This is a genomic window from Bacillus fungorum, from assembly GCF_002746455.1.
GTDB lineage: Bacteria > Bacillota > Bacilli > Bacillales > Bacillaceae_G > Bacillus_A > Bacillus_A fungorum.
Map to the genome: position 1 here is coordinate 247,680 of NZ_NWUW01000005.1, position 21,954 is coordinate 269,633.

At 34.7% G+C, this 21,954-nt stretch carries 22 protein-coding genes, 3 pseudogenes, 1 riboswitch and 1 other annotated feature; of the genes and pseudogenes, 16 read left to right on the forward strand and 9 right to left on the reverse strand.

All coding sequences use genetic code 11. The annotated features are described in order from the left end of the window. Positions 1–36 precede the first annotated feature (36 nt). Positions 37–123 (forward strand): annotated as a pseudogene (locus tag CO726_RS32955) (MarR family transcriptional regulator); the annotation flags it as partial. Positions 124–425: 302 nt separating this feature from the next. Then, positions 426–791, forward strand: coding sequence for a YxeA family protein (locus tag CO726_RS09820; RefSeq protein ID WP_099684120.1), 366 nt, complete (start codon positions 426–428; stop codon positions 789–791). 380 nt (positions 792–1,171) lie between these two features. Here CO726_RS09820 and CO726_RS09825 read toward each other — a convergent pair whose 3' ends face one another. The 3 genes from CO726_RS09825 to CO726_RS09835 are packed head-to-tail and all read right to left on the reverse strand — an operon-like array spanning position 1,172 to position 3,324. Then, complete coding sequence (locus CO726_RS09825; protein ID WP_099684121.1) at positions 1,172–1,996, reverse strand: SDR family NAD(P)-dependent oxidoreductase; 825 nt, start codon at positions 1,994–1,996, stop codon at positions 1,172–1,174. Between the two features lie 25 nt (positions 1,997–2,021). Then, positions 2,022–2,726 carry an SGNH/GDSL hydrolase family protein gene (locus CO726_RS09830; RefSeq protein ID WP_099684122.1) on the reverse strand — a complete coding sequence of 235 codons (705 nt, stop codon included), beginning with the start codon at positions 2,724–2,726 and terminating at the stop codon, positions 2,022–2,024. Then, the gene (locus tag CO726_RS09835; RefSeq protein ID WP_099684123.1) at positions 2,704–3,324 is read right to left on the reverse strand and encodes a TetR/AcrR family transcriptional regulator; all 621 of its coding nucleotides are present in this window, start codon (positions 3,322–3,324) and stop codon (positions 2,704–2,706) included. The genes CO726_RS09830 and CO726_RS09835 overlap by 23 nt, the downstream gene beginning before the upstream one ends. A gap of 581 nt (positions 3,325–3,905) precedes the next feature. Here CO726_RS09835 and CO726_RS31450 point away from each other — a divergent pair. The 5 genes and pseudogenes from CO726_RS31450 to CO726_RS09855 form a co-directional block, all read left to right on the forward strand. Next, a pseudogene (locus CO726_RS31450) lies at positions 3,906–4,004 on the forward strand (nuclease-related domain-containing protein); the annotation flags it as partial. 49 nt (positions 4,005–4,053) lie between these two features. After that, the gene (psiE, locus tag CO726_RS09840) at positions 4,054–4,458 is read left to right on the forward strand and encodes a phosphate-starvation-inducible protein PsiE (protein WP_098759645.1); all 405 of its coding nucleotides are present in this window, start codon (positions 4,054–4,056) and stop codon (positions 4,456–4,458) included. Positions 4,459–4,599: 141 nt separating this feature from the next. After that, positions 4,600–5,115, forward strand: a complete 516-nt coding sequence (speG, locus tag CO726_RS09845) for a spermidine N1-acetyltransferase (protein ID WP_097832319.1) — start codon at positions 4,600–4,602, stop codon at positions 5,113–5,115. Positions 5,116–5,289: 174 nt separating this feature from the next. Beyond that, complete coding sequence (locus tag CO726_RS09850; protein ID WP_099684124.1) at positions 5,290–5,496, forward strand: DUF3955 domain-containing protein; 207 nt, start codon at positions 5,290–5,292, stop codon at positions 5,494–5,496. A 138-nt stretch (positions 5,497–5,634) separates the two neighbouring features. Then, positions 5,635–5,874: pseudogene (locus CO726_RS09855) on the forward strand (DUF3947 family protein). Positions 5,875–5,907: 33 nt separating this feature from the next. Here CO726_RS09855 and crcB (CO726_RS09860) read toward each other — a convergent pair. Both crcB (CO726_RS09860) and crcB (CO726_RS09865) read right to left on the reverse strand, forming a co-directional pair. Beyond that, on the reverse strand, positions 5,908–6,264 hold the full coding sequence (gene crcB, locus CO726_RS09860; protein ID WP_099684125.1) for a fluoride efflux transporter CrcB: 357 nt from the start codon (positions 6,262–6,264) through the stop codon (positions 5,908–5,910). After that, positions 6,261–6,665 carry a fluoride efflux transporter CrcB gene (crcB, locus tag CO726_RS09865; RefSeq protein WP_169513028.1) on the reverse strand — a complete coding sequence of 135 codons (405 nt, stop codon included), beginning with the start codon at positions 6,663–6,665 and terminating at the stop codon, positions 6,261–6,263. The genes crcB (CO726_RS09860) and crcB (CO726_RS09865) overlap by 4 nt, the downstream gene beginning before the upstream one ends. Before the next feature lie 54 nt (positions 6,666–6,719). Next, a riboswitch (Fluoride riboswitch) is annotated at positions 6,720–6,779 on the reverse strand. 216 nt (positions 6,780–6,995) lie between these two features. On the opposite strand from crcB (CO726_RS09865), the gene CO726_RS09870 reads away from it, so the two are divergent. The 5 genes from CO726_RS09870 to tyrS all read left to right on the forward strand — a co-directional run bounded on the left by CO726_RS09870 (position 6,996) and on the right by tyrS (position 13,104). Continuing rightward, the gene (locus tag CO726_RS09870; protein ID WP_099684126.1) at positions 6,996–8,054 is read left to right on the forward strand and encodes an endonuclease/exonuclease/phosphatase family protein; all 1,059 of its coding nucleotides are present in this window, start codon (positions 6,996–6,998) and stop codon (positions 8,052–8,054) included. Between the two features lie 27 nt (positions 8,055–8,081). Then, complete coding sequence (locus CO726_RS09875; RefSeq protein ID WP_099684127.1) at positions 8,082–9,584, forward strand: DUF4077 domain-containing protein; 1,503 nt, start codon at positions 8,082–8,084, stop codon at positions 9,582–9,584. Positions 9,585–9,778: 194 nt separating this feature from the next. Further along, the gene (locus tag CO726_RS09880; protein ID WP_025148250.1) at positions 9,779–10,174 is read left to right on the forward strand and encodes an SET domain-containing protein; all 396 of its coding nucleotides are present in this window, start codon (positions 9,779–9,781) and stop codon (positions 10,172–10,174) included. 386 nt (positions 10,175–10,560) lie between these two features. Continuing rightward, positions 10,561–11,478, forward strand: a complete 918-nt coding sequence (murB, locus tag CO726_RS09885; protein WP_099684128.1) for a UDP-N-acetylmuramate dehydrogenase — start codon at positions 10,561–10,563, stop codon at positions 11,476–11,478. A gap of 96 nt (positions 11,479–11,574) precedes the next feature. Then, positions 11,575–11,790: a binding site (T-box leader), on the forward strand. 51 nt (positions 11,791–11,841) lie between these two features. Beyond that, a complete protein-coding gene (tyrS, locus tag CO726_RS09890) occupies positions 11,842–13,104 on the forward strand; it encodes a tyrosine--tRNA ligase (RefSeq protein WP_099684129.1) in 1,263 nt (420 codons plus the stop codon). 190 nt (positions 13,105–13,294) lie between these two features. Here the strand turns inward: tyrS and CO726_RS09895 are convergent, their stop codons facing one another. The 3 genes from CO726_RS09895 to CO726_RS09905 all read right to left on the reverse strand — a co-directional run bounded on the left by CO726_RS09895 (position 13,295) and on the right by CO726_RS09905 (position 15,739). Then, complete coding sequence (locus tag CO726_RS09895; protein WP_099684130.1) at positions 13,295–14,473, reverse strand: NAD(P)/FAD-dependent oxidoreductase; 1,179 nt, start codon at positions 14,471–14,473, stop codon at positions 13,295–13,297. A 44-nt stretch (positions 14,474–14,517) separates the two neighbouring features. Next, positions 14,518–14,958: a DUF1641 domain-containing protein gene (locus tag CO726_RS09900; RefSeq protein ID WP_001115309.1), complete on the reverse strand. Its 441-nt coding sequence runs from the start codon at positions 14,956–14,958 to the stop codon at positions 14,518–14,520. Between the two features lie 436 nt (positions 14,959–15,394). Then, positions 15,395–15,739: a winged helix-turn-helix transcriptional regulator gene (locus tag CO726_RS09905; RefSeq protein WP_098759654.1), complete on the reverse strand. Its 345-nt coding sequence runs from the start codon at positions 15,737–15,739 to the stop codon at positions 15,395–15,397. Positions 15,740–16,112: 373 nt separating this feature from the next. Here CO726_RS09905 and CO726_RS09915 point away from each other — a divergent pair, with 373 nt between their 5' ends. From CO726_RS09915 to CO726_RS09925, 3 genes are all read left to right on the forward strand, one after another. After that, entirely contained in the window at positions 16,113–17,276 is a 1,164-nt protein-coding gene (locus tag CO726_RS09915) for an MFS transporter (RefSeq protein ID WP_169513029.1), read from the forward strand. A gap of 16 nt (positions 17,277–17,292) precedes the next feature. Then, positions 17,293–18,132 carry an aldo/keto reductase gene (locus CO726_RS09920; RefSeq protein WP_099684132.1) on the forward strand — a complete coding sequence of 280 codons (840 nt, stop codon included), beginning with the start codon at positions 17,293–17,295 and terminating at the stop codon, positions 18,130–18,132. A 124-nt stretch (positions 18,133–18,256) separates the two neighbouring features. Continuing rightward, the gene (locus tag CO726_RS09925; protein ID WP_099684133.1) at positions 18,257–19,189 is read left to right on the forward strand and encodes a thioester domain-containing protein; all 933 of its coding nucleotides are present in this window, start codon (positions 18,257–18,259) and stop codon (positions 19,187–19,189) included. Positions 19,190–19,495: 306 nt separating this feature from the next. Here the strand turns inward: CO726_RS09925 and CO726_RS09930 are convergent, their stop codons facing one another. Beyond that, entirely contained in the window at positions 19,496–20,134 is a 639-nt protein-coding gene (locus tag CO726_RS09930; protein ID WP_099684134.1) for an NAD(P)-dependent oxidoreductase, read from the reverse strand. Positions 20,135–20,433: 299 nt separating this feature from the next. Between CO726_RS09930 and CO726_RS09935 the strand changes: the two genes are divergently transcribed. Further along, entirely contained in the window at positions 20,434–21,864 is a 1,431-nt protein-coding gene (locus tag CO726_RS09935) for an alanine/glycine:cation symporter family protein (protein WP_099684135.1), read from the forward strand. The last annotated feature ends 90 nt before the right edge of the window (positions 21,865–21,954 follow it).

Sequence of the window (21,954 nt, forward strand, 5' to 3'; positions counted from 1 at the left end):
AAACCATTATTTTTAAAGTTGGAATAGGGCTTCTAATCATATATGCAACAGGTTTCAGAAAAATATTATGCAAGTTTATCACCTGAAGAATTAATAAATTTTTTACCAGCACTTCAAAAGTGAACGAAAGTAATTGATGAACTGTAGTGATTGTTAGGATTTACCTTTGAGCCTTCATAGAATAAGAAGCATAAGATGGCTGAAATCGCGGGGATGGTTCTGTTTATTTGCGGAAAAATTACGTTTCTTTTATAAAACAATAACAATGTTGTAATCCGAAATAATAGGATTACAAAAGTGTAATGTAGGTGTAAGGAAACTGAATTGTACACTCTTTATGGATAAAGCATACTTAAGATAAGGAAGATTTATATGTTAATGAATATAAATCCTACAAGTAGAATAGAAAGGTTAGGTATTATCATATGAAATGGATCATGAGAATTTTTGTGTTATTAGTTATAGTAGGAGGTGCTTTCTACTATCTGAAATCAGAGAATGGATACTATTCAACTAAACAATATTATGTAAAAGTAATGACGGATTCTACAGTAGAAAACGAAAAATTGAGTAATGGAGAAGTTCTTACGTATCATGTTTACGATGAGAAGGTGTACGATAAAAAAGGGAAAGAAAGAGAACTGAAAATTTCCGTACAAAATAAATTGGAAAAAAATCAATATTATTTGATTGATTGGGAAGATCGCCGTGGGATTGTTTCTAAAATAGCTAAGGTGGATCAAACAAAAATAGATAAAAGTATCTTAAATAAATTGAACGGAAATTCATAATATATCAGGATAAGTTAACCAATAGCTATGTTAACATAAAATTTATAGGAAAAAGGTATTGTAGAAAAATAAGAGAGATTTATTATAAAACAAAAGGGATCGAACCGTCTGGTTTGATCCCTTTTTCAAAAGTGGAGAATGGATCTTACAGATGATGTTGCACAAAGCTTGATTGTAATGAGATAAGAAAGTGGATACTTCTATTTTTATAATTATTTTTGGACAAAAAAATGAAACCAACTTATTAATGGTCTCATTTTACCAACGGACTAGAATAATATTTGGTTGATTGGTTTATATTACAACTTGAATGTATTTCTTAACTACATAACGAAGGGGCAACCTATTTTGTTGGATTATTTTGAAGGGAATTATAAAATTTAGCTAGATGAATATTTGGCTTCTCTAACCACTTTACAAACAAACCTCGCTAATGCATTATGCATTGAAGGAAAGATTGTAAATATGACATCCATTGTTTTGCGTAATGGCATAGGGCATATTATAGGTTTATTTTTATGAACTCCATTAATGGCAATTTTCGCAAGTTTTTGAGGAGACATCATCTTGTGTTTTTTCATTTGTTTTGTTATAGCAGACTTATCAATATTAATTGCTTTTGCTGCATCAAATATTGGAGTATCAACGAAGGAGGGACAAAGTGTACTTACTTTAATACCAAACTCTTCCGCTTCATAATGAAGAGAAGTTGTTAAACCTACAATAGCATGTTTAGTTGTAGAATAGGCTGAAGCTATTGGAGAGGGACCAAGCCCTGCCGCAGATGCTGTGTTAACTATATGTCCAAACCCTTGTTCCTTCATTATTTTATACCCTATTTGAGTACCATAAATAACTCCCCATAAATTGATATCAACGATTTCTTTCCAATTTTCTAGCGACATATCGTACAATTCACCGTACATAGAAATTCCAGCATTATTAAATAGATAGTCTATCCTTCCAAATTCTTCATATATTTCTTTGAATACACGTTTCACACAGTTGTAATCAGTGACGTCTACATACATAAATTTAGAAGTTGAAATCTCTTGGTTAAGTTTTTCTTCGAACGCCTTTCCATCCCTCTCATTAATATCGGCGATAACTACAAATATATTTTGAGAGGATAATTCATGACAAATAGCTCTTCCAATTCCTGATGCACCACCCGTGACAATAGCAATCTTTTTATTTTCTCCCATTACATTTCCTCCATAAATCAATCTATTATTGTGATTGAATGGTACCATTGCTATCGAATAAAAGTTGATCTATCATAGATGCATATTCGTCTGCCACACACAAAGCACCATTGCTATTTAAATGAACCCCATCTAAAGTCAAATGAAGGCCTCGCTTACTGGATAATCGATCGATTCGAATTGGATTCTTATAAAAAAATACATCTTTCATCACTGTCATAACACTTGTGCTGATGTAGTCTGAACTGTGTACGTTAGCCAACCGTTTCTCAAATACCGATTGAATATCCAGAAAACTAACATTTAAATATTGATTCGAGATATTTTTAATAATAGAAGACAAATCCTTTAACTCGCAATTTGATTGATTTTTTAAGTTTTCTCCTACTATTGCTGGTGAAACCACAACAACGTACTTGGAAAAAGGAATGACCATATTCAATATTTTACTGAAATAATCACTAAATTCTCGATGGTCTTCAACAATTGGTTGAGCTTGCACTTTTAACAATTTTGAATAAACATCATTAGCACCAATCCAAAGGAAGATTAAATCAAAATTTGACTCCAACTTGGTCTTCGATAATCGTGTATGCAAACTTTTAACCGTTTCCCCAGGTTTACCAAAGTTTAATAGTGTATAACTTGGATATTTTTGCTTTAATATGTTCACAAAGGACACTCCTGGACGACCTTCAGTTAAACTGTCACCGATTAATCCAATCTTCATTTTTATTTCCCCCTTTTTTTATGGATCTTAAAAAGATTGTAATCGCTTGGTTAAACAGAGGTTCTAGTGTTTTTAACTCTTGCGTATTCGTGAGCTGACATAATCCCCCAAGCCAAGTTCCTAGCAATATAGTCCATTCGTCTAGATTACCATCTTTGAACTCCTTTTTTTCTACTCCCTCTTTTAAAATTGTTCGATAAGTACTCATTGGTACAATTGTTAAATCAAATAATTTCTTGATCGATTCAGGACTAGATTTTGGATTTGAAGCGAGCTCTTGACCTGATTTTAATAAAGGCGTTTGGTAATTATAAAGGACATGAATTGCGATGCCGTATAGTTTTTCAGTTGCTGTTGAATAAGTAAATTCTTTTGCTGCCCATTTTTCATACCAATTTTTCATAGTTTCTTGAGCTAAGAGGACAAATAGTTCTTCTTTGTTTTTAAAATGATAATATATATGTCCTTTGCTGTAACCAGAGGCTTTAGAAATATCTCCGACTGATGTTTGATTATATCCTTTTTGAGAAAACAAAAGAGATGCATGCTCCATGATATCTTTTTTTGTAACCTCACTATCATAACGCCTTTTATTCAAATAAATCCTCCTCCCTATAATTAGTACAGTCGTTCTAATTTAAATATACGTATAGAATTTAATTTTTGTGCAGATTATTAAAGAAATTACAATTATACTTTAGAAAATAAGGAAAAATCCTACATGAACTTCAATTCACATAAGCTTGTCTTTATGTGAGTGTGGTACAAGTACGTTGAAAGTTAAACAATGACTACGACAATAAGAATGTTTAACTGTATAAGCAGTTTAAATTAAGATGAGAGGCTAAAATTAGGAGGAAATAAGTTAGTCTTTATTAGCTTAGAATCATAAAATTCTTTGTCAATTGGTGAAATATGTTTTTTACTAGTAGTAATTGAATCTAACACATCTATTTTCTATTCATTTATTATGAATTCCTTCACATTTTTATTTTTTATCGACAAATGGATGATGTTTTCTCAAATAAAAATTGGCTATTGTGCTGTAATCTACTTTTACTAGTAAATATATAGTTCAAAACTTGCCCCTTTTAAATTTTTTTGGAAACAGATGAGTGGGTAAAAAGAGTTGTATATCATCGAGAGAAAGGTGTTTGTATAATGTGTCGACGTCATCTTACAAATTCTGTGGTTAAAAGACTCCTCCAAACAATGAACATCTCCCACACTGGCAACAACAAAGGACGAACCTGTGATTTAACCCACCTACAATCATAATTTTGCTATAATAAATACGTAATTAAACGAAGGGGAGTCTAAAGATAAAATGAAGTCATTTAATATTGATCATCTTATAGCTAGTGTTTTGCAATGGATATTAAATATAGCTTTAATTATATTGTCGATTGTGTTATCAATTTTCTTAGTGAATGAGACAATCACATTTGTTCAGTATATTTTTTCAGCAAAAGAGTATACATCTTATAAATTAGTGGAAAGTATCATCGTCTATTTCTTATACTTCGAGTTTATCGCTTTAATCATTAAGTATTTTAAATCGAACTATCATTTCCCATTACGTTATTTTATTTACATTGGAATTACGGCTTTAATTCGATTAATTATTGTATCCCATGAGGAACCGATGGAGACATTATTATATGCTGGATCCATTCTTGTATTAGTCATTGCTTTATACATATCAAACATGAGAGATTTGAGAAAAGAGTAGTAGTGCAGACATAGGTTTGCACTACTTTTTATGTCTTGACCTTCAAGTTGCTTGAAAGTTTACAATGAAATTAGGGCGTTTGAAATTGAAAAAAATTGAGAAATTAAGTGAAGAGGTTTCTTTTACTTGGAGGTTATAGAAATGAGTCAGGAATTGAAATTACGTCCATTAGAGCGAGAAGATTTAAAGTTCGTACATGAACTTAATAATAATGCACATATTATGTCGTATTGGTTTGAAGAGCCATATGAGGCATTTGTGGAGCTGCAGGATTTATATGATAAACATATCCATGATCAAAGTGAACGCCGTTTTATCCTGGAGAAAGATAATGAGATGGTTGGATTAGTCGAGTTAGTGGAAATCGATTATATTCATCGAAGAACTGAATTCCAAATTATTATTGATCCGAATTATCAAGGGCATGGTTATGCAGCGGAAGCGACGCGTTTAGCGATGGATTACGCTTTTTCTGTATTAAATATGCATAAACTTTATTTAGTGGTGGATAAGGAAAATGAAAAAGCAGTACATGTTTATAAAAAGGTTGGATTTATGGTAGAAGGTGAACTTCTCGACGAGTTTTTCGTGGATGGTAACTATCATAATGCGATAAGAATGTGTATGTTTCAGAAGGAATATTTTAGAGTGAAATAATGAAGTGAAAAGGCTATAGATAATGATTATCTATAGTCTTTTTTGTTACGTTTCAAAATAATTATTTATTGTTAAACGATAAAAGATTGTTGACTTATAATGTGGTGGGGCTTATTATGATGTTAGCCAAAGGGATATAAATAAAATAATTATGAAGTTAAAGGAGAATATATTATGAAAAATAAATTTTTATTAGCTATCGTACTGTTATCGTTAGGATTTACTTGTTTATTAGTACAAGGCACAACTAGTAAAGTAGCGGATAATGGATTGCTTGTAGAACCTTTCTTTTTCCTAGTACCAGTAAGTTACGTATTGTTATTTAGTGGTATTGCTGTATTACTATTTGGATTTATTACTTCAAAGTTGAAAAAACAATAATAAATAAAATAGAACTTTAATCTGTGGGGCCGGTCTCATAGATTATTAGCTCACGACAAATGGAATTTTATGAGCTAAAACACCCACTATGAAATAGAAACATACTATATGGAAGAAAAATAATAAGTGAGCTGAATAATGATGAATCATTATTTTTACAATGGTAGACAAGTAGGGGCAGTTATTACGCTGGCAGGAGCGTAAGGGACAATTCATGCTGTGTATCAGGCCATTCAAATGCAGCAACAAGCACAAGTAGCGCAAATGATGCAAAGTCAGTATATGCCGTATGCGCAGCCGCCTATGCAAATTGTACATTATAATGTGTATCCAGTTAGTTCATTTTCCATTCCATATGGCGGGACATACTTCTTATGAAAGAAAGCGACTGATCAGAGTCGCTTTCTTTTTTTATATTCCGCCTAGTTTCATTCCAAGGAATGCAAAGGCGATACCGATTATATAAGTTGCGCTTATATATATAAATAGTACACCAAAGTTTTTACGGTTGAAGAGCTGAATGGACTCTAGCTTAAATGTCGAAAATGTAGTGAACGCACCCATAAATCCAGTACCTAATAATAATTGCCAGCCTGTAGTGACTCCGTTTCCAATTATATATCCGAGTAAAAATGCCCCTGTTATATTAATGAGAAACGTAGCAATTGGAAATGGTGTTTTATTTCTTTTTTTAAACCAATTGCTAACTGCAAATCTTGTAATCGCACCGAAGAAACCTCCAGTTGCCACTAATAAAGCTTCTATCATAAGTGATCACCTTCCATAAGATGTTTCTTAATTAAGAAATGACCTAGTGTATACCCGAGGCCAGACATAACGAGGCCACCAAGTATGCTGCATGATACATATAAGAAGGCTATGCTCCACTCAGAATGATGTATCAATTGAATAGTCTCTACACTAAATGTTGAAAACGTCGTAAAAGAACCGATGAATCCAGTCCCGATGCCTGTGATTACATCTGAACGTAAAATGTTGAGCTTAGCGATATACGTAGTCAGCCATGCTAATAAGAAGCAGCCGACTAAGTTAATCAGTAATGTAGCTAGTGGAAATGCATGATGCCAAAATTCATGAATAGTAAGACCTAAATAATAACGAGAAAGGGCTCCTAATATACCGGAAATGCCCACGATAATATAAATCAATTTTCTCACCTCTTTAAATAGCTTGCTCAAAAAAATAGACTCCTACCAGTAGTTATACTGGTAGGAGTCATTAGCTAAGCAGCGTGTATGGCGAACTCCATCGCCTATGATTATTACATATAGTGTACTAAACATTGCGTTGGATTTCCAGTGAAGGAGTTGAGGTATTTTGTATTTTTGATGATTCAAGAGCAAGAAATATTACTTATAAACTAAATATAGTGATATAAGATTTTTAATATGATAAAATATTTCGTATGTCTGGCATTCAGTTTAGTTAACTGAAAAAAAAGAAAATTAAGTTTGGTGTTTTAGAAAAGGGGCGTTTATTTGAAGAAATTATTAAAAATAGTACTTATATGTATTTTAGTAGGAGTGGGAGTTGTAGGTGGTTTTTTAGGATATATGACACTTACAAAAGAACAGCCTGCTGATGTTATAAGTTTGAAGGTGGAAAATAATAAAGAGCGCGTATTAGCGACAGGAAATGAATTTAAAGTTACAACATTTAATATTGGATATGGTGGATTAGATAAGGAGCAAGACTTCTTTATGGATGGGGGAAAGAGGTCTGGTTCAAGTAGTAAAGAACAGACTGAAGTGAACTTAAAGAATATGCTTTCGTTTTTACAAAATGAGAATAGTGATTTTGCGCTACTACAAGAAGTTGATATAAAATCACTTCGATCATTTGATGTGAATGGGCATGAATTTTTGAAAAAAGGATTACTTGATTATGCTTCGTCGTTCGGAAAGAACTATGATACAAAATGGGTTCCCGTTCCAATTACAAGTCCAATGGGATATGCTGAGGCTGGATTAAGTACATTTTCTAAATATACAGTTCAAACAGCGAAGAGATTCCAGCTTCCTGGAATGGAACCTTGGCCGAAGCGTTTATTCGATTTAGATCGAGCGATTGTTGAACATACAATCCCAGTTAATAATGGAAAACATGTTAGACTTGTCAACTTACATTTGTCTGCATACGATGAAGGCGGGAAAATTAGAAAACAGCAAGTAGAGTATTTAAAAGAATATATGAACAAGCATTATAAAAATGGTGATTACGTAATAATGGGCGGAGATTGGAATCAATTAGTTTCTGATGTTCAATTAAGTGATCCGAAGTTTGTGAAGGAGCGTCCTGAGTGGTTAGTAGAGTTACCAAAGGACTTTACTGATGGTGGCTTTAAGTGGGCTGTAGATTCGTCTGTTATGACGGTGAGAGATGATGTAAAGAAGTATGTGGAAGGTGAAAACTTTGTTACGATTATTGATGGCTTTATCGTTTCACCGAATGTTGAGATTGTAAATGTACAAGGGAAAGATTTAAAGTTTGAGAATAGTGATCATAACCCAGTGAGTGCGGTATTTAAGTTGAAGTAATTAAGTGTAGAAAGTGGGACTTTATATATGGAATGGTTAAAGAAAACTTGTTTTTCTAACCTTGAGAAAGGATCACAGAAAAATCATTTATTGCTGTTTATTACGATTTGTAGTTTCTTCCTTGGAATAATCGCGATTGGGTATTACGGATATATTTTTACAGAGAGAGCAATAGCGTTTTGGGTTTGTGGTATTTCTGTCGTTGTATTTGGAACGCTTCTTACTTTTATAGAAAGCATGGAAGCGATGTATAAATATATCATGACATTTATGTTGCTTATGATGTCTTATATTATGGTACAGGCTTTTAATGAAAGCCCGGCTGTATTTCAAATGGTCTACTTTACACTAGCGGTTTCACTTATTTATTTAAGTGAACGTCTCATTTTAATTCTTGGCGGGATAGCTGTTGTGATCACATTTATCCTTTGTAGCTATTGGCCGGAGCAGTTTTTTGCTTATACAGCTGCATCTGAAGCGGCAAACTTTGCAAGCTTGTTAGCGATCGTTACGATTGCAATGTGGGGTGTCACGAAGATTGGCTCTAATCTGTTAGTGCGTTTAAGTGATGAGAAGCAAGAAGTAATGAGGAAAGCTCAGGAGCTAGAAGAAACGCAAAGACTGATTGAGGAAACGGTTGTGAAACTAGATAGTAATTTCAATTGTTTAAGACAAAATATGAATACATCGATGGAGTCGATGAGTGAAATTAATTTCGCTTTTGAAGAGGTGGCAGTTGGCACTCAATCACAATCAGAGATGATGCATCGTTCGGTAGAAGTATTGAATGATATGGAGGGGAATATTGAACAAATCATTTCTCAAGTAAGAAATGCATCGATTCGTGTTGATGAAAGTTTAGAAATTTCAAAGAGTAGTGTACATACTTTACGAAATTTTGAAGCGAATATGAGAAGTTTAAATGATGTTGTTTCACAATCGGGAATTATATTTAGAGATTTAATGATGCAATCGAAACAAATTAATGAAATTGTAGATGTAATAACGAATATTTCAAGTCAGACGAGTTTGTTAGCTTTAAATGCAAATATTGAAGCTGCAAGAGCAGGAGAACATGGAAAAGGCTTTGCTATTGTAGCGAATGAAGTATTAAAGCTTGCGGAGGAATCGAATCGTTCTGCGGGAAGAATTCAAGGGATTTTGAAGGAGTTTAGTAATCAAGCAAGTAAGGTCGAAGTACAGGTAGAGAAATCAGAAAGAGTACAAGAAGAATGTAATGAAATGCTAGTAAGTGTTTTAACAAATGTAACGGATTTAGGGAAGTTTATTGATGAAATTAATGATGTAATGAGAGAAATTGTTGATCATCAAGAAAATTTCCAAGTTAAAACGACGAATATCGTAAAGGGTGTTACACATGCTTCCAATGTAATCCAGCAAACTTCGGTGGCTACAGAAGAAGTGTTAGCAAGTGTGGAAGAAGAAAAACATCGAAATGATACATCAGTGAAGACGTTACATACTGTTAGTGAGCAAGTGAAGCTGCTAGAAGATATTTTAGAAAAGTAATATCACTTTAAAAGGGCACACCGTGTGTGCCTTTTTTCATTTAAACGAATACTTGATAGGAATTTAATTGCTTTTCTGCGCGTTTTCTGCCAAGCTTAAAGAGATAAAATTCAACTATAGCTACTGATTATTAGTTGAACCTCGCGGATAGCGAGATAAAATACTTCAAAGAAAGAATTATATAGGTGACGCATATGATCGAAGTTAAGACTTCTGAACTTAGTGATGGAGAATTTAATAGAGGTGTATTTGCAACTCGTGATATTAAAAAAGGTGAGTTGATACACGCAGCACCAGTTATCTCTTATCCGAATGAACAGCATGAACACATTGAGAAAACATTACTTGCTGACTACGCATTTGAGTATGGGATTAATCATACAGCAATCCTTTTAGGATACGGTATGTTATTCAATCATTCATATACACCGAATGCAACGTATGATATTGTCTTCGAGAACCATACGTTTAACTTCTTCGCTTATAAGGATATAAAAGCGGGAGAAGAAATCTTAATCAATTATAATGGTGAAGTTGATAACGATGAACTGTTATGGTTTGATAAAGAAAAAGAAGAGAACGAAAAGTAATTTAAAATAAGTAAGGAAAGGGATGCTTTTACATAGGTAAAAGCATCTTTTTTGTTGATGAAAACAAAAAATATTTCAAAAAAATACCACTTTATTTTCGTGTGGTATAGTAAGATACTGAAGGATAGTGTTTTGAAAAAGTAATATATTTTACAAATTGTTGTCTTTCTGATGACATGTCAAGTTTAGTAGCCCATTTGGGTTGCTTTATTATGCAATATATATTTTAATATGAGTGGCACCTCTTATAAATTAAGGGGTTTATAGGTGTCTCGAATTGATTTTGGGTACACTGTATCCACCACTTTAGGTTCGTTCATGTATGTGGGGATATTATGGGCCCGTATAACGGGATAAAAAGAATATAGAAATAGAGGAATCGTAAAATGAATATGCAAGAGGTTTATGAATATTTAAGTACGGTATTGCCTGAAGGTCATGTGAAACAAGATGAAATGTTAAAGAATCATACGCATATTAAAGTTGGTGGAAAAGCAGATGTGTTCGTTGCACCGACAAATTATGATGAAATTCAAGAAGTTATTAAATATGCTAACGAATATAATATTCCAGTTACGTTTTTAGGAAATGGATCGAATGTCATTATTAAAGATGGTGGAATTCGCGGGATTACAGTAAGTTTAATTCACATTACAGGTGTTACTGTAACAGGAACGACGATTGTAGCACAGTGCGGTGCTGCAATTATTGACGTATCACGTATTGCGTTAGACCATAACTTAACGGGTCTTGAGTTTGCTTGCGGTATTCCAGGTTCAGTTGGCGGAGCATTATATATGAATGCAGGTGCATACGGCGGTGAAATTTCGTTTGTATTAACAGAAGCTGTCGTAATGACAGGTGATGGAGAGCTACGTACTTTGACGAAAGAAGCATTTGAATTTGGATATCGTAAGAGTGTATTTGCGAACAACCATTATATTATTCTTGAAGCGAGATTTGAACTTGAAGAAGGTGTACGTGAAGAAATTAAAGCAAAAATGGATGATTTAACGTTTAAACGTGAGTCAAAACAGCCTCTAGAATATCCTTCATGTGGTAGCGTATTTAAACGCCCACCAAATAACTTTGCTGGTAAATTGATTCAAGAATCAGGACTACAAGGTAAGCGGATTGGCGGAGTGGAAGTTTCTCTAAAACACGCTGGATTTATGGTGAATGTTGATAATGGAACAGCACAAGATTATATCGATTTAATTCACTTCGTACAAAAGACAGTTGAAGAGAAATTTGGCGTGAAGTTAGAGCGCGAAGTAAGGATTATTGGAGAAGATAAAGAATAAAACATACGTATGAAATTGCGAATTATTTTAAAATAATATTTTGGTATTGTTGACAATTTGTTTTCAATTCAATATAATGGCTAATAATTTAACAAATAACATACGTTGAAAGAGCCCAGTAGCAGTTTGTCACTGTTAACGAGAGAGCTAGGGGATGCTGGAACCTAGCACAAACAAACTTGTGAATTACACTCTGGAGTATCTTAGGTAATGCTAAGCGGATTGGCAATCGATATTATTGCTAAGAGTGGTATGAGTGGCTATGCTATTTATACAAACTGGGTGGTAACACGGTGAATAATCGTCCCTATGTCATAGACATAGGGATTTTTTGTTTTTTTAAAATAAAGGGGATGACAAAAGGTGAACATTATTGATGAATTAGAATGGCGCGGTGCCGTTAATCAACAGACTGACGAAGAAGGTTTACGTAAGCTAGTAGAAGAGAAAAAGATTTCACTTTACTGCGGAGTGGATCCGACTGGTGATAGTATGCATATCGGGCATTTGATTCCATTTATGATGATGAAGAGGTTCCAGTTAGCCGGCCATCATCCAGTTATTTTAATTGGCGGAGCAACAGGAACAATTGGTGATCCGAGTGGACGTCAATCAGAACGCCAACTTCAAACGTTAGAAGTAGTTCAGCATAATGTAGATGCGTTAACAGCACAAATGAAAAAGCTATTTGATTTTGGCGGAAATAGCGAAGTGAAGATGGTAAATAACTACGACTGGACACATGAAATAAATATTATTGAGTTTTTACGTGATTACGGGAAAAATTTTAGCATTAATAGCATGTTAGCAAAGGACATCGTAGCAAGTCGTTTAGATACAGGAATCTCTTTCACAGAATTTACGTACCAAATCTTGCAAGCGATGGACTTCCATTATTTATACACGAAAGAAGATGTTCAACTGCAAATTGGCGGTAGTGACCAATGGGGAAATATTACGAGTGGTTTAGATTTAATTCGTAAGTTAGAAGGGCACGAAGCAAAAGTATTTGGATTGACGATTCCGTTACTATTGAAATCAGATGGTACGAAGTTTGGTAAATCAGCAGGTGGTGCAGTTTGGCTTGATCCTGAAAAAACGACACCGTTTGAATTTTACCAGTTCTGGGTGAATACAGATGACCGTGATGTTGTTAAATACTTGAAATACTTTACGTTCTTAACGAAAGAGCGCATCGATGAATTGGCAGTGAAGGTAGAAACAGAGCCTCATAAACGTGAAGCGCAAAAAGTATTAGCGGAAGAAATGACAAAATTCGTTCATGGAGAAGAAGCATTCCTGCAAGCTGTGAAAATTACAGCAGCGTTATTTAGCGGAGATATTAAATCGTTAACAGCCGATGAAATTGAACAAGGCTTTAAAGAAATGCCAACATTCCAGTCTTCAAAAGAGACGAAAAATATCGTAGAATGGCTAGTTGATTTAGGAATTGAGCCATCTAGACGACAGGCGCGTGAAGATATTAATAATGGAGCTATTTCTATGAATGGCGAAAAAGTAACGGATGTGGGTACGGATGTTACGGTAGAGAATTCATTTGATGGACGATTTATTATTATTCGTAAAGGGAAGAAGAACTACAGCCTTGTGAAGTTAGGAGAATAGTTTGTGTGAAAGGATGGGAGTAGGAAGAATACTTCCATTCTTTCGTATACACAATTTAGACATAAAATAATCAGTAAATTTAGATAATTAAAAGGATTATATTATTCTTCTGCCGAATAAATAAGTTAGAGAAAATTACGGATAAAAATAGCCCGAACCATGCAGGGCATGATTCGGGCTTATATTCAGATTAGTAAGCTAAGCTGAATAGACCTTTAATGTGTGATAAGTAACGAACGTTACTTGCTTCTTTCATTAATGATGCTGGTAAGCCTTTAAGTGGAGTATTGCTTGCTCCGATTGTAGCAACAGCATCTTTACGTCCTAGACTAGCAAGTGTTCCAGAGTTTACAGGTGCAAACTCTTCGAATGCTTTGCCTTCTAGTGCTGCGTATAAGTTGTATCCAATTAACTCACCCATTTGCCAAGCGATTTGTGCAGTTGGTGGGTATGGACGTCCGTCTGGAGAGAAGACAACAGCGCTGTCTCCAGCAACGAATACGTCTTTGTGAGAAGTAGATTGTAGGTATGCATCAACTGTTGCACGTCCACGGTTAACTTCAAGACCTGATTCACCGATTAATGGGTTACCTTGTACGCCACCTGTCCAAACGAATGTGTTAGCAACAAGTTTTTGACCGTCTTTTAAGTCGATTTCATTGCCAGCAACGTTTGTTACAGGAAGACCAGTTAAGAATGTAACACCGCGTGCTTCTAGGCTAGTAGTTGCACGTTCGATTAAGTGGTCTGGTAATACTGGAAGGATTTTTGGACCTGCTTCAACAAGAAGAAGTTTAACTTCTTTTGGATTTACGCCGTGGCTTTTTGCAAGTTTAGGCATAATGTCAGCAAGCTCACCAACTAGCTCAACGCCAGTTAATCCGCCACCACCGATTACGATTGTAGCATCAGCTTCGTTTTTCGTTTTCGCGTATTCACGAATACGGTCTTCAACGTGTTGGTAGATTTTGTTTGCATCAGCAGCAGATTTTAATACCATGCTGTTTTCTTCTAGTCCTGGAATACCGAAGTAAGCAGTTTTACTTCCTAAAGCAACTACAAGTGCATCGTAAGATAAAGTAGTGCCGCCAGCTAGTTTGATTTCTTTGCTATCAACTGAGAATGACTCAACTGTTGCAATTTTAAGATCGATGTCTTTACCTTTGAAAAGCTTTGTAAGTGGCATTGCAATTGCTTGCTCAGACACGTTACCAGCTGCAAGGCGGTGTAATTCAGTGATGATTTGGTGTGTTGGGTATTGATTAATCACTGTAACTTGTGCTTCTGATTTGCTGTAATATTTACGTACGTTTAAAGCGGCAAGAAGACCGCCATAACCAGCGCCTAAGATGACAATTTGTTTTGACATAGTATGATATCCCCCGTCTTTACTAATTGTTGTTATAAGTTAAATTATTTATTGTTACGTTCTGCACTAATTTGAAGATATGCGTTCACAAAGCGGAACATTTTTTGTGCTTGTGGATCTTTTAGTAATTTTAACAGACCGAATAGGCCGATAACTTCGTTGCTTTCGTCAGCACGATCTTTCGCTTCGATTGCAGTAGCAGCCATGCTTTTCACTGTATCTTTTACAGGTTCTACAAGCTCTGTAATTGCACCAACAGTGTCGCTTTTTAATACTTCATCAGTAGCAACAGTTTGAGCGAAGTCATAAGACTTAGTTAAAATGTTAACAAGCTCAGTTAATTTTGGAAGCTGTTCTACTAGTGTTGTTAATGATTCTTGTACCTCAGGTTTTAACAACTGATCAAGTACATCAAGTTGTCCTTGGCTAGCAGAAATTTGTACAGTTTCTTGTTCTGGCTTTGTTTGAGTCATAGTTTCTGGCATCTCCAATTCTCCTTTACGATAGCAATACTCTTATTTTTGATAGGTAAGATAGTAAACGCTTGCGAAACATTATACAAAGTTTCACAAAGCACAATAAAATGCCTTTAAATTTATGTCAGCAAGTAAGCTGAAATCATAAATCCAAAACCATAATTTCCTACCTATTATTTATGAACTGTCCGATATATGGCTTGTCCGCATAATGGAAAAGCTCCGTTACCGGAAAGTGTATATAATATATATCCTATATTATATACTATATACACCTATGTTAACATAAAAATGATTCCTAATTATTTGATATTGAGTGTATAACGTAGTACTGACAAGGTATGAAAGCGTATAAAATATTTTGTTGCAGCTAGAAATGTACATATATATAAAGAAAAAAAGGAAAAAATGAACAAATTTACGTTCGTTTTTTCCTTTTTTTCTATTATTCACCTTCTGTGATTAGCATTGATGTGTTACCCTCTTTTTCAAGATGGCATTCGCCCCAAGTACAAAGAGAATCAAGAATAGATTCTAAAGACCAACCGTAGTCTGTAAGAGAATATTCTACTTTTGGTGGAACTTGATTGTATACTTTTCTTTGAATAACGCCGTCGTCTTCTAATTCACGTAATTGCTGTGTTAACATTTTTTGTGTAATACCAGGCATTAAACGTTTTAGTTCACTCGTTCTCTTTGTACCTTTCGTTAAGTGACAAAGGATAACAACCTTCCATTTGCCGCCGATAACCTCTAAAGTCGCTTCTACAGGAATATTGTATTTCTTCATATAAAACCCTCCTTTTGTGAGTAAAGTAAGCAAAATTATACAAATGTTACTTTTTAGTACCTATAGCACTTTAAAGTACGTACTTTTTATCATGTTAAATATGTTTCATAATAGCATATGTAAGAGGCAAATGAGTAGTACGGTACTGAAAAGTGACTATGTTACTTTTTGGTGCCTATCGTACTTTAAAGTGCGTTCTTCAAAAAAAGAGTGGAACCATTCATAATAGCATTTGTAGAGATTAAATATATTTTTTAGAAGATAAAAGGGCCTTTTTATCGCACTATTATGATTGGATTTCTTGTAATAAGGAGGAATTCAATTGAGTTCATATACAGTACCATCTTCGGAAGTTCAGACGAATCGAAGAAGTATGTTTGCTTTATTAGCATTAGCAATTAGTGCATTTGGAATTGGTACAACCGAGTTTATTAGTGTCGGTTTATTACCATCTATTTCAAAAGATTTAAATGTTTCGGTTACAACAGCCGGTTTAACGGTTTCCTTATATGCGTTAGGGGCAGCGGTTGGAGCTCCTGTGTTAACAGCGTTAACGGCTAGTATGTCGAGAAAGACATTATTAATGTGGATTATGGTTATTTTTATTATTGGTAATAGCATTGCAGCAGTAGCAACAAGCTTCACTATATTAATTATCGCAAGGATTGTATCTGCATTTGCACATGGTGTGTTTATGTCGATAGGATCTACAATTGCGGCTGCAATTGTACCAGAGAATAAACGTGCTAGCGCCATTGCAATTATGTTTACTGGATTAACAGTTGCGACTATTACAGGTGTGCCAATTGGAACGTTTATCGGTCAACAATTTGGCTGGAGAGCGTCGTTTATGGCGATTGTTGTAATTGGAATTATTGCTTTTATCGCGAATAGCATACTCGTCCCATCCAATTTTAAAAATGGTGTACCTGTATCGTTTCGTGATCAATTCAAACTAATTAAAAATGGAAGACTGTTACTCGTTTTCATTATTACTGCACTTGGATACGGCGGTACATTCGTAACATTTACGTATTTATCACCCCTATTACAAGAAGTAACAGGATTTGAAGCAAGTACCGTTACCATCATTTTATTAGTTTATGGAATTGCAATTGCGATAGGGAATATGGTCGGCGGAAAATTATCGAATCATAATCCAATTCGAGCGCTATTTTACATGTTCTTTATCCAAGCGATTATATTATTTGTTTTAACATTTACAGCGCCATTTAAAGTAGCTGGATTAATCACAATTATTTTCATGGGACTATTCGCATTTATGAATGTTCCGGGGCTACAAGTATATGTAGTTATATTGGCAGAGCGCTTTGTTCCAAGTGCGGTTGATGTTGCTTCAGCAATTAATATTGCCGCATTTAACGGAGGGATCGCTTTAGGTTCTTATATAGGTGGCCTTGTAACGAATTCGTTAGGATTAATCCACACTGCTTGGGTAGGCGGTCTTATGGTAGTAGCTGCTGTTATTTTAACAGCGTGGAGTATGACATTAGAAAAAAGAGATCAGGTAAAATAAAAGGAGAGAAAATAAAATGAAAAACTTACAAAGTAAAGCAGTATTAAATAATGGTGTGGAAATGCCTTGGTTCGGTTTAGGTGTATTTAAAGTAGAAGAAGGACCAGAACTTGTAGAAGCTGTAAAAGCAGCAATTAAAGCAGGATACCGCAGCATCGATACAGCTGCAATTTACGGAAATGAAAAAGCAGTAGGAGAAGGAATTCGTGCAGGTATCGAAGCAACTGGTATTTCAAGAGAAGATTTATTCATCACTTCAAAAGTATGGAATGCAGATCAAGGATATGAAACGACAATTGCTGCATACGAAGAGAGCTTAAAAAAATTAGAACTAGATTATTTAGATCTATATCTTGTTCACTGGCCTGTAGAAGGGAAATATAAAGATACATGGAGAGCGTTAGAAACACTTTATAAAGAAAAGCGCGTACGTGCAATTGGTGTAAGTAACTTCCAAATCCATCACTTACAAGATGTAATGAAAGATGCAGAAATCAAGCCAATGATTAACCAAGTAGAATACCACCCTCGTTTAACACAAAAAGAATTACAAGCTTTCTGTAAAGAACAAGGTATTCAAATGGAAGCATGGTCACCACTTATGCAAGGTCAATTATTAGATAACGAAACATTACAAGCAATTGCTGAGAAACACGGTAAAACGACAGCTCAAGTTATTTTACGTTGGGATCTTCAAAATGGAGTAATCACAATTCCAAAATCAACGAAAGAACAGCGCATCGTTGCAAATGCCGATATATTTAATTTCGAATTAATGAAAGAAGATATGGAAAAAATTGATGCGTTAAATGAAAATCATCGCGTTGGTCCAGACCCTGATAACTTTGATTTCTAAACTTATAGTGGAGAGAAAGAGTGCAAACAGTTTGCACTCTTTTTTGTTTTGCTTATGCATAAAAAAAATTTCTAACTAAATAATAAACAGTAGTAAATTTGTTATTTCATAAGGGGTTGTAAACATGAATATAAAACGATTGTTCAAGCTAGTGGCCGCTTTTTTGAGTGTTTTATTTGTATTTGCGAACTTATTATTTCCACTTCAAAAAGCATTCGCAGAAGTTATGGACCATACGAAGTATCAAATGGATTGGAGTTATAGCAAGTCCAAGAAGAAACCAATCCGAACAGAACTTATTAAAACAGCAGATGGAAAAATTGCCTTTTGCTTAAATGTAGATTTGAAATCTCCCAGCGGTCAAGATTTACCGGAAATGGGGAAAGTGGATATTAATGTGTACCGCGTATTACTAAATGGATATCCACAAAAGAGTCCACAAGAATTAGGTGTTTCTGATTGGAGAGATGCGCATTACGCAACGCAGCTTGCGGTGTGGAATGCGTTAAAGCAAATTGATATTAACGATTTAGAGTTCCGTAACAAAAATGTAGAAAAAGTAACGAAAGACATCGTTGCGAAGGCAAGTGCTAGTGAGGAATTGCAAGAAATTACAATGAGTGTAGTACCATCAGAAGAACAACAAGCAGTATTGAAAAATGATTTCTTTGAAACAGGTTTATATACAGTAGAAACAAACGCGAAAAGTGGAACGTATAAAGTGCAAGCAACAGGTGCTCCAGTGGGCGCGAAGTTTGTAAATGAAAAGGGCGAAGCAAAAACGGAATTCAATGTAGGAGAAAAATTCCGCATCTTAATTCCGAAACAGACACCAGCTGGTGGATTTAGCTTTAAAGTATCAGGAAAATTAACGAAGCTACAAGGGATTGCACATAAAGGTACACCAACAATTCAAAATGCAGTCGTATTACTTGAGCGCAGTGAAGAAGAAACAAGTCCGGAGTTATCAGTGAGTTGGAAAAAAGGAAATGGTCATGATAATAATAAACCACATACTCCAAACGAACCGCATAAACCGAGTCAATATAAAAGGTAAGGATGAAAGCATTGGTGTTAACCAATGCTTTTTATATATGAAATTTAAAATTATATCAAGATGATTTTAATGAGGGTGAAAACAATGTTTTTGTGTTTTAAAAGGCATTTAAAAATAAAGAAATTTACATGTTAAAATTAATGGATTTCATTCGCGAAATTGTAACATTATTCTAAAAGAGTAAATTAGAAGAGCGATTCGCTTCAACAGAGGTTTCATTTAACATTCCTCAAAGTGGATTAGAACAAGTAAAGGGAACGTTATAATAAAAATGCGCATAGATACAATATCTATGCGCATTTTTTATTATTCAGCTTCAGAAACTACTGTGAAGCGTTCGTTTACGTGTTTTGGATTTTCAATTTCATCAAGTGCTGCTACTGCGAAATCTTCGTAACTTACGTAGCTATCACCTTTTGAGTTAACAAGAAGATTGTCTTTTCCAGCTTTGTAAGAACCAGTACGTTTTCCTAATGCGAATAATGCAGAAGGGCTGATGAATGTCCAAGTAATATCGTTTGTTTGTTGCAAAATTTCTAAGTTTTTACCTTGATTTTGAGCAGTTGCAAGGTATTCATTAGGGAAACCTGGTGTCTCAAATACACGTGTTGTTTTCTCTTCGTCTACAAATAAGCTTCCAGCTCCGCCAACTACAAGTAATTTTGTATTTGGTGCACCTTTCATAGCTTCAATTAGTACATTTCCTGCATCTACGTGAAGGTGTTCTTCTCCTGCTGGAGCGCCGAATGCATTTACAACTACGTCGAATGCTTGTAGGTCGTTAGATGTAAGAGCGAATACATCTTTCTCTAAAACTGTTACATTTTCTTCTGTAATTTTTGTAGCGTTTCTTACGATTGCAGTTACTTCATGTCCGCGATCTAATGCTTCTTTTAAAATACGACTTCCTGCTTTACCAGTTGCTCCGATAATTCCGATTTTCATAATAAATCCCTCCAAAGTGTTTTGTTAAAGTGTATATCTGAAAGTGAATGAATGTATTGTAATTAGGTTTGTTACAACCCGTTGTAATCATTATAGTTACAGGTAGGTGTTTTTGTCAATGGGGTTGTTTGTAGATTTATTTTTTATTTTAGTATGTACAGTTAGAGGGAGGAGAGTCATAAAAAGATTGTTAATTTATAAACATCTAACATTTGGAAATCGAAAGTTGTCGAATAATGTTGATTTTTTAATATTTTTTGAATATAATTCGATTTATGGAGAAAAGGAGGGTTAATTGTATGAATATTTTGGAACAATTCGTTTCGTCAACAAATACAATTCTTTGGTCATATATTCTTATTGCAATGTTAATTGGTTTAGGGCTTTATTTTTCTATTAAATTGAAATTCGTACAAATTACTCATTTAGGGGAAATGGTTCGACTAATGAGTGATGGATTAACTGGAAAGACACGTAAAAAAGGTAGTGTATCTTCTTTCCAAGCTTTCTGTATGAGTTCAGCAGCTCGTATTGGAATCGGGAACTTAGCCGGTGTAGCATTAGCTATTTCTATGGGAGGACCTGGAGCAGTATTTTGGATGTGGGTTATTGCGATTATCGGAGCGTCTTCAAGTTTCGTAGAAAGTACGCTTGCACAAATTTATAAAATAAAAGATGGCAGTGGCTTCCGTGGTGGTCCTGCTTATTATATGGAAAAAGGTTTAAATAAACGTTGGATGGGAATTTGGTTCTCTATCCTTATTACAATTAGTTACGGGTTAATTTTTAACTCAGTACAAGCAAATACAGTTACATTGGCGTTTGAAAATGCATTTGGTTTAGAGCGTTATATTGTTGGAATTGCATTAGCTGCATTAGTTGCGGTTATTATTTTTGGTGGTGTAAAAAGTATCGCACGTATGTCGGAAATGATTGTTCCGCCAATGGCGCTTATTTATATTGCAGTAGCTATTTTTGTTGTCATTAAAAACTTCTATTTAATACCAGATGTGTTTACGGAAATCTTTAAAGGTGCATTCGGTTTAGATTCAGCTGTAGGTGGCGGTATCGGTGCTGCAATGAAATATGGTATTCAGCGAGGATTATTTGCGAATGAAGCAGGTATGGGTAGTGCGCCGAACGCAGCAGCAACAGCTGATGTAACGCATCCGGCGAAACAAGGTTTTATTCAAACAATTGGCGTATTAGTAGATACATTCTTAGTATGTACATCAACAGCATTTATCGTACTATGTTCTGGTGCATATAAAGCAACAAATTTAGAAGGTATTGAATTAACGCAAAATGCATTAAGTTCACAAATTGGCCCATGGGCAAGCAGTTTCTTAGCGATTATTATTTTCTTATTTGCATTTAGTTCACTTCTAGGAAACTACTACTATGGTGAAACAAATATTGAATTCATTAAACAAAGTAAAACGTGGTTAACAATTTACCGTATTGCAGTAGTTGGAATGGTATTATTCGGTTCTGTTGCGACGCTTAAAGTCGTATGGAGTATGGCAGATTTATTTATGGGCCTCATGGTAATGACAAACTTAATTGCGATTACACTTCTTGGCCGATTTGCATATGCTGCTTTGGCAGACTATGTAAGGCAAAAGAAACAAGGAAAAGATCCAGTCTTCAGTGCAGATTCTATTCCTGGTTTAACGAATACAGAGTGTTGGGATAAGCCGGTGGTAACGAATAAAGAAAAAGCAATGTAATGAAAAGATGAGTATCGAGCTGAATTCGATACTCATCTTTTTTGTTGTAATACATGATGTGAATTGCAATTCGGTTTGTTTTTCTTGCTA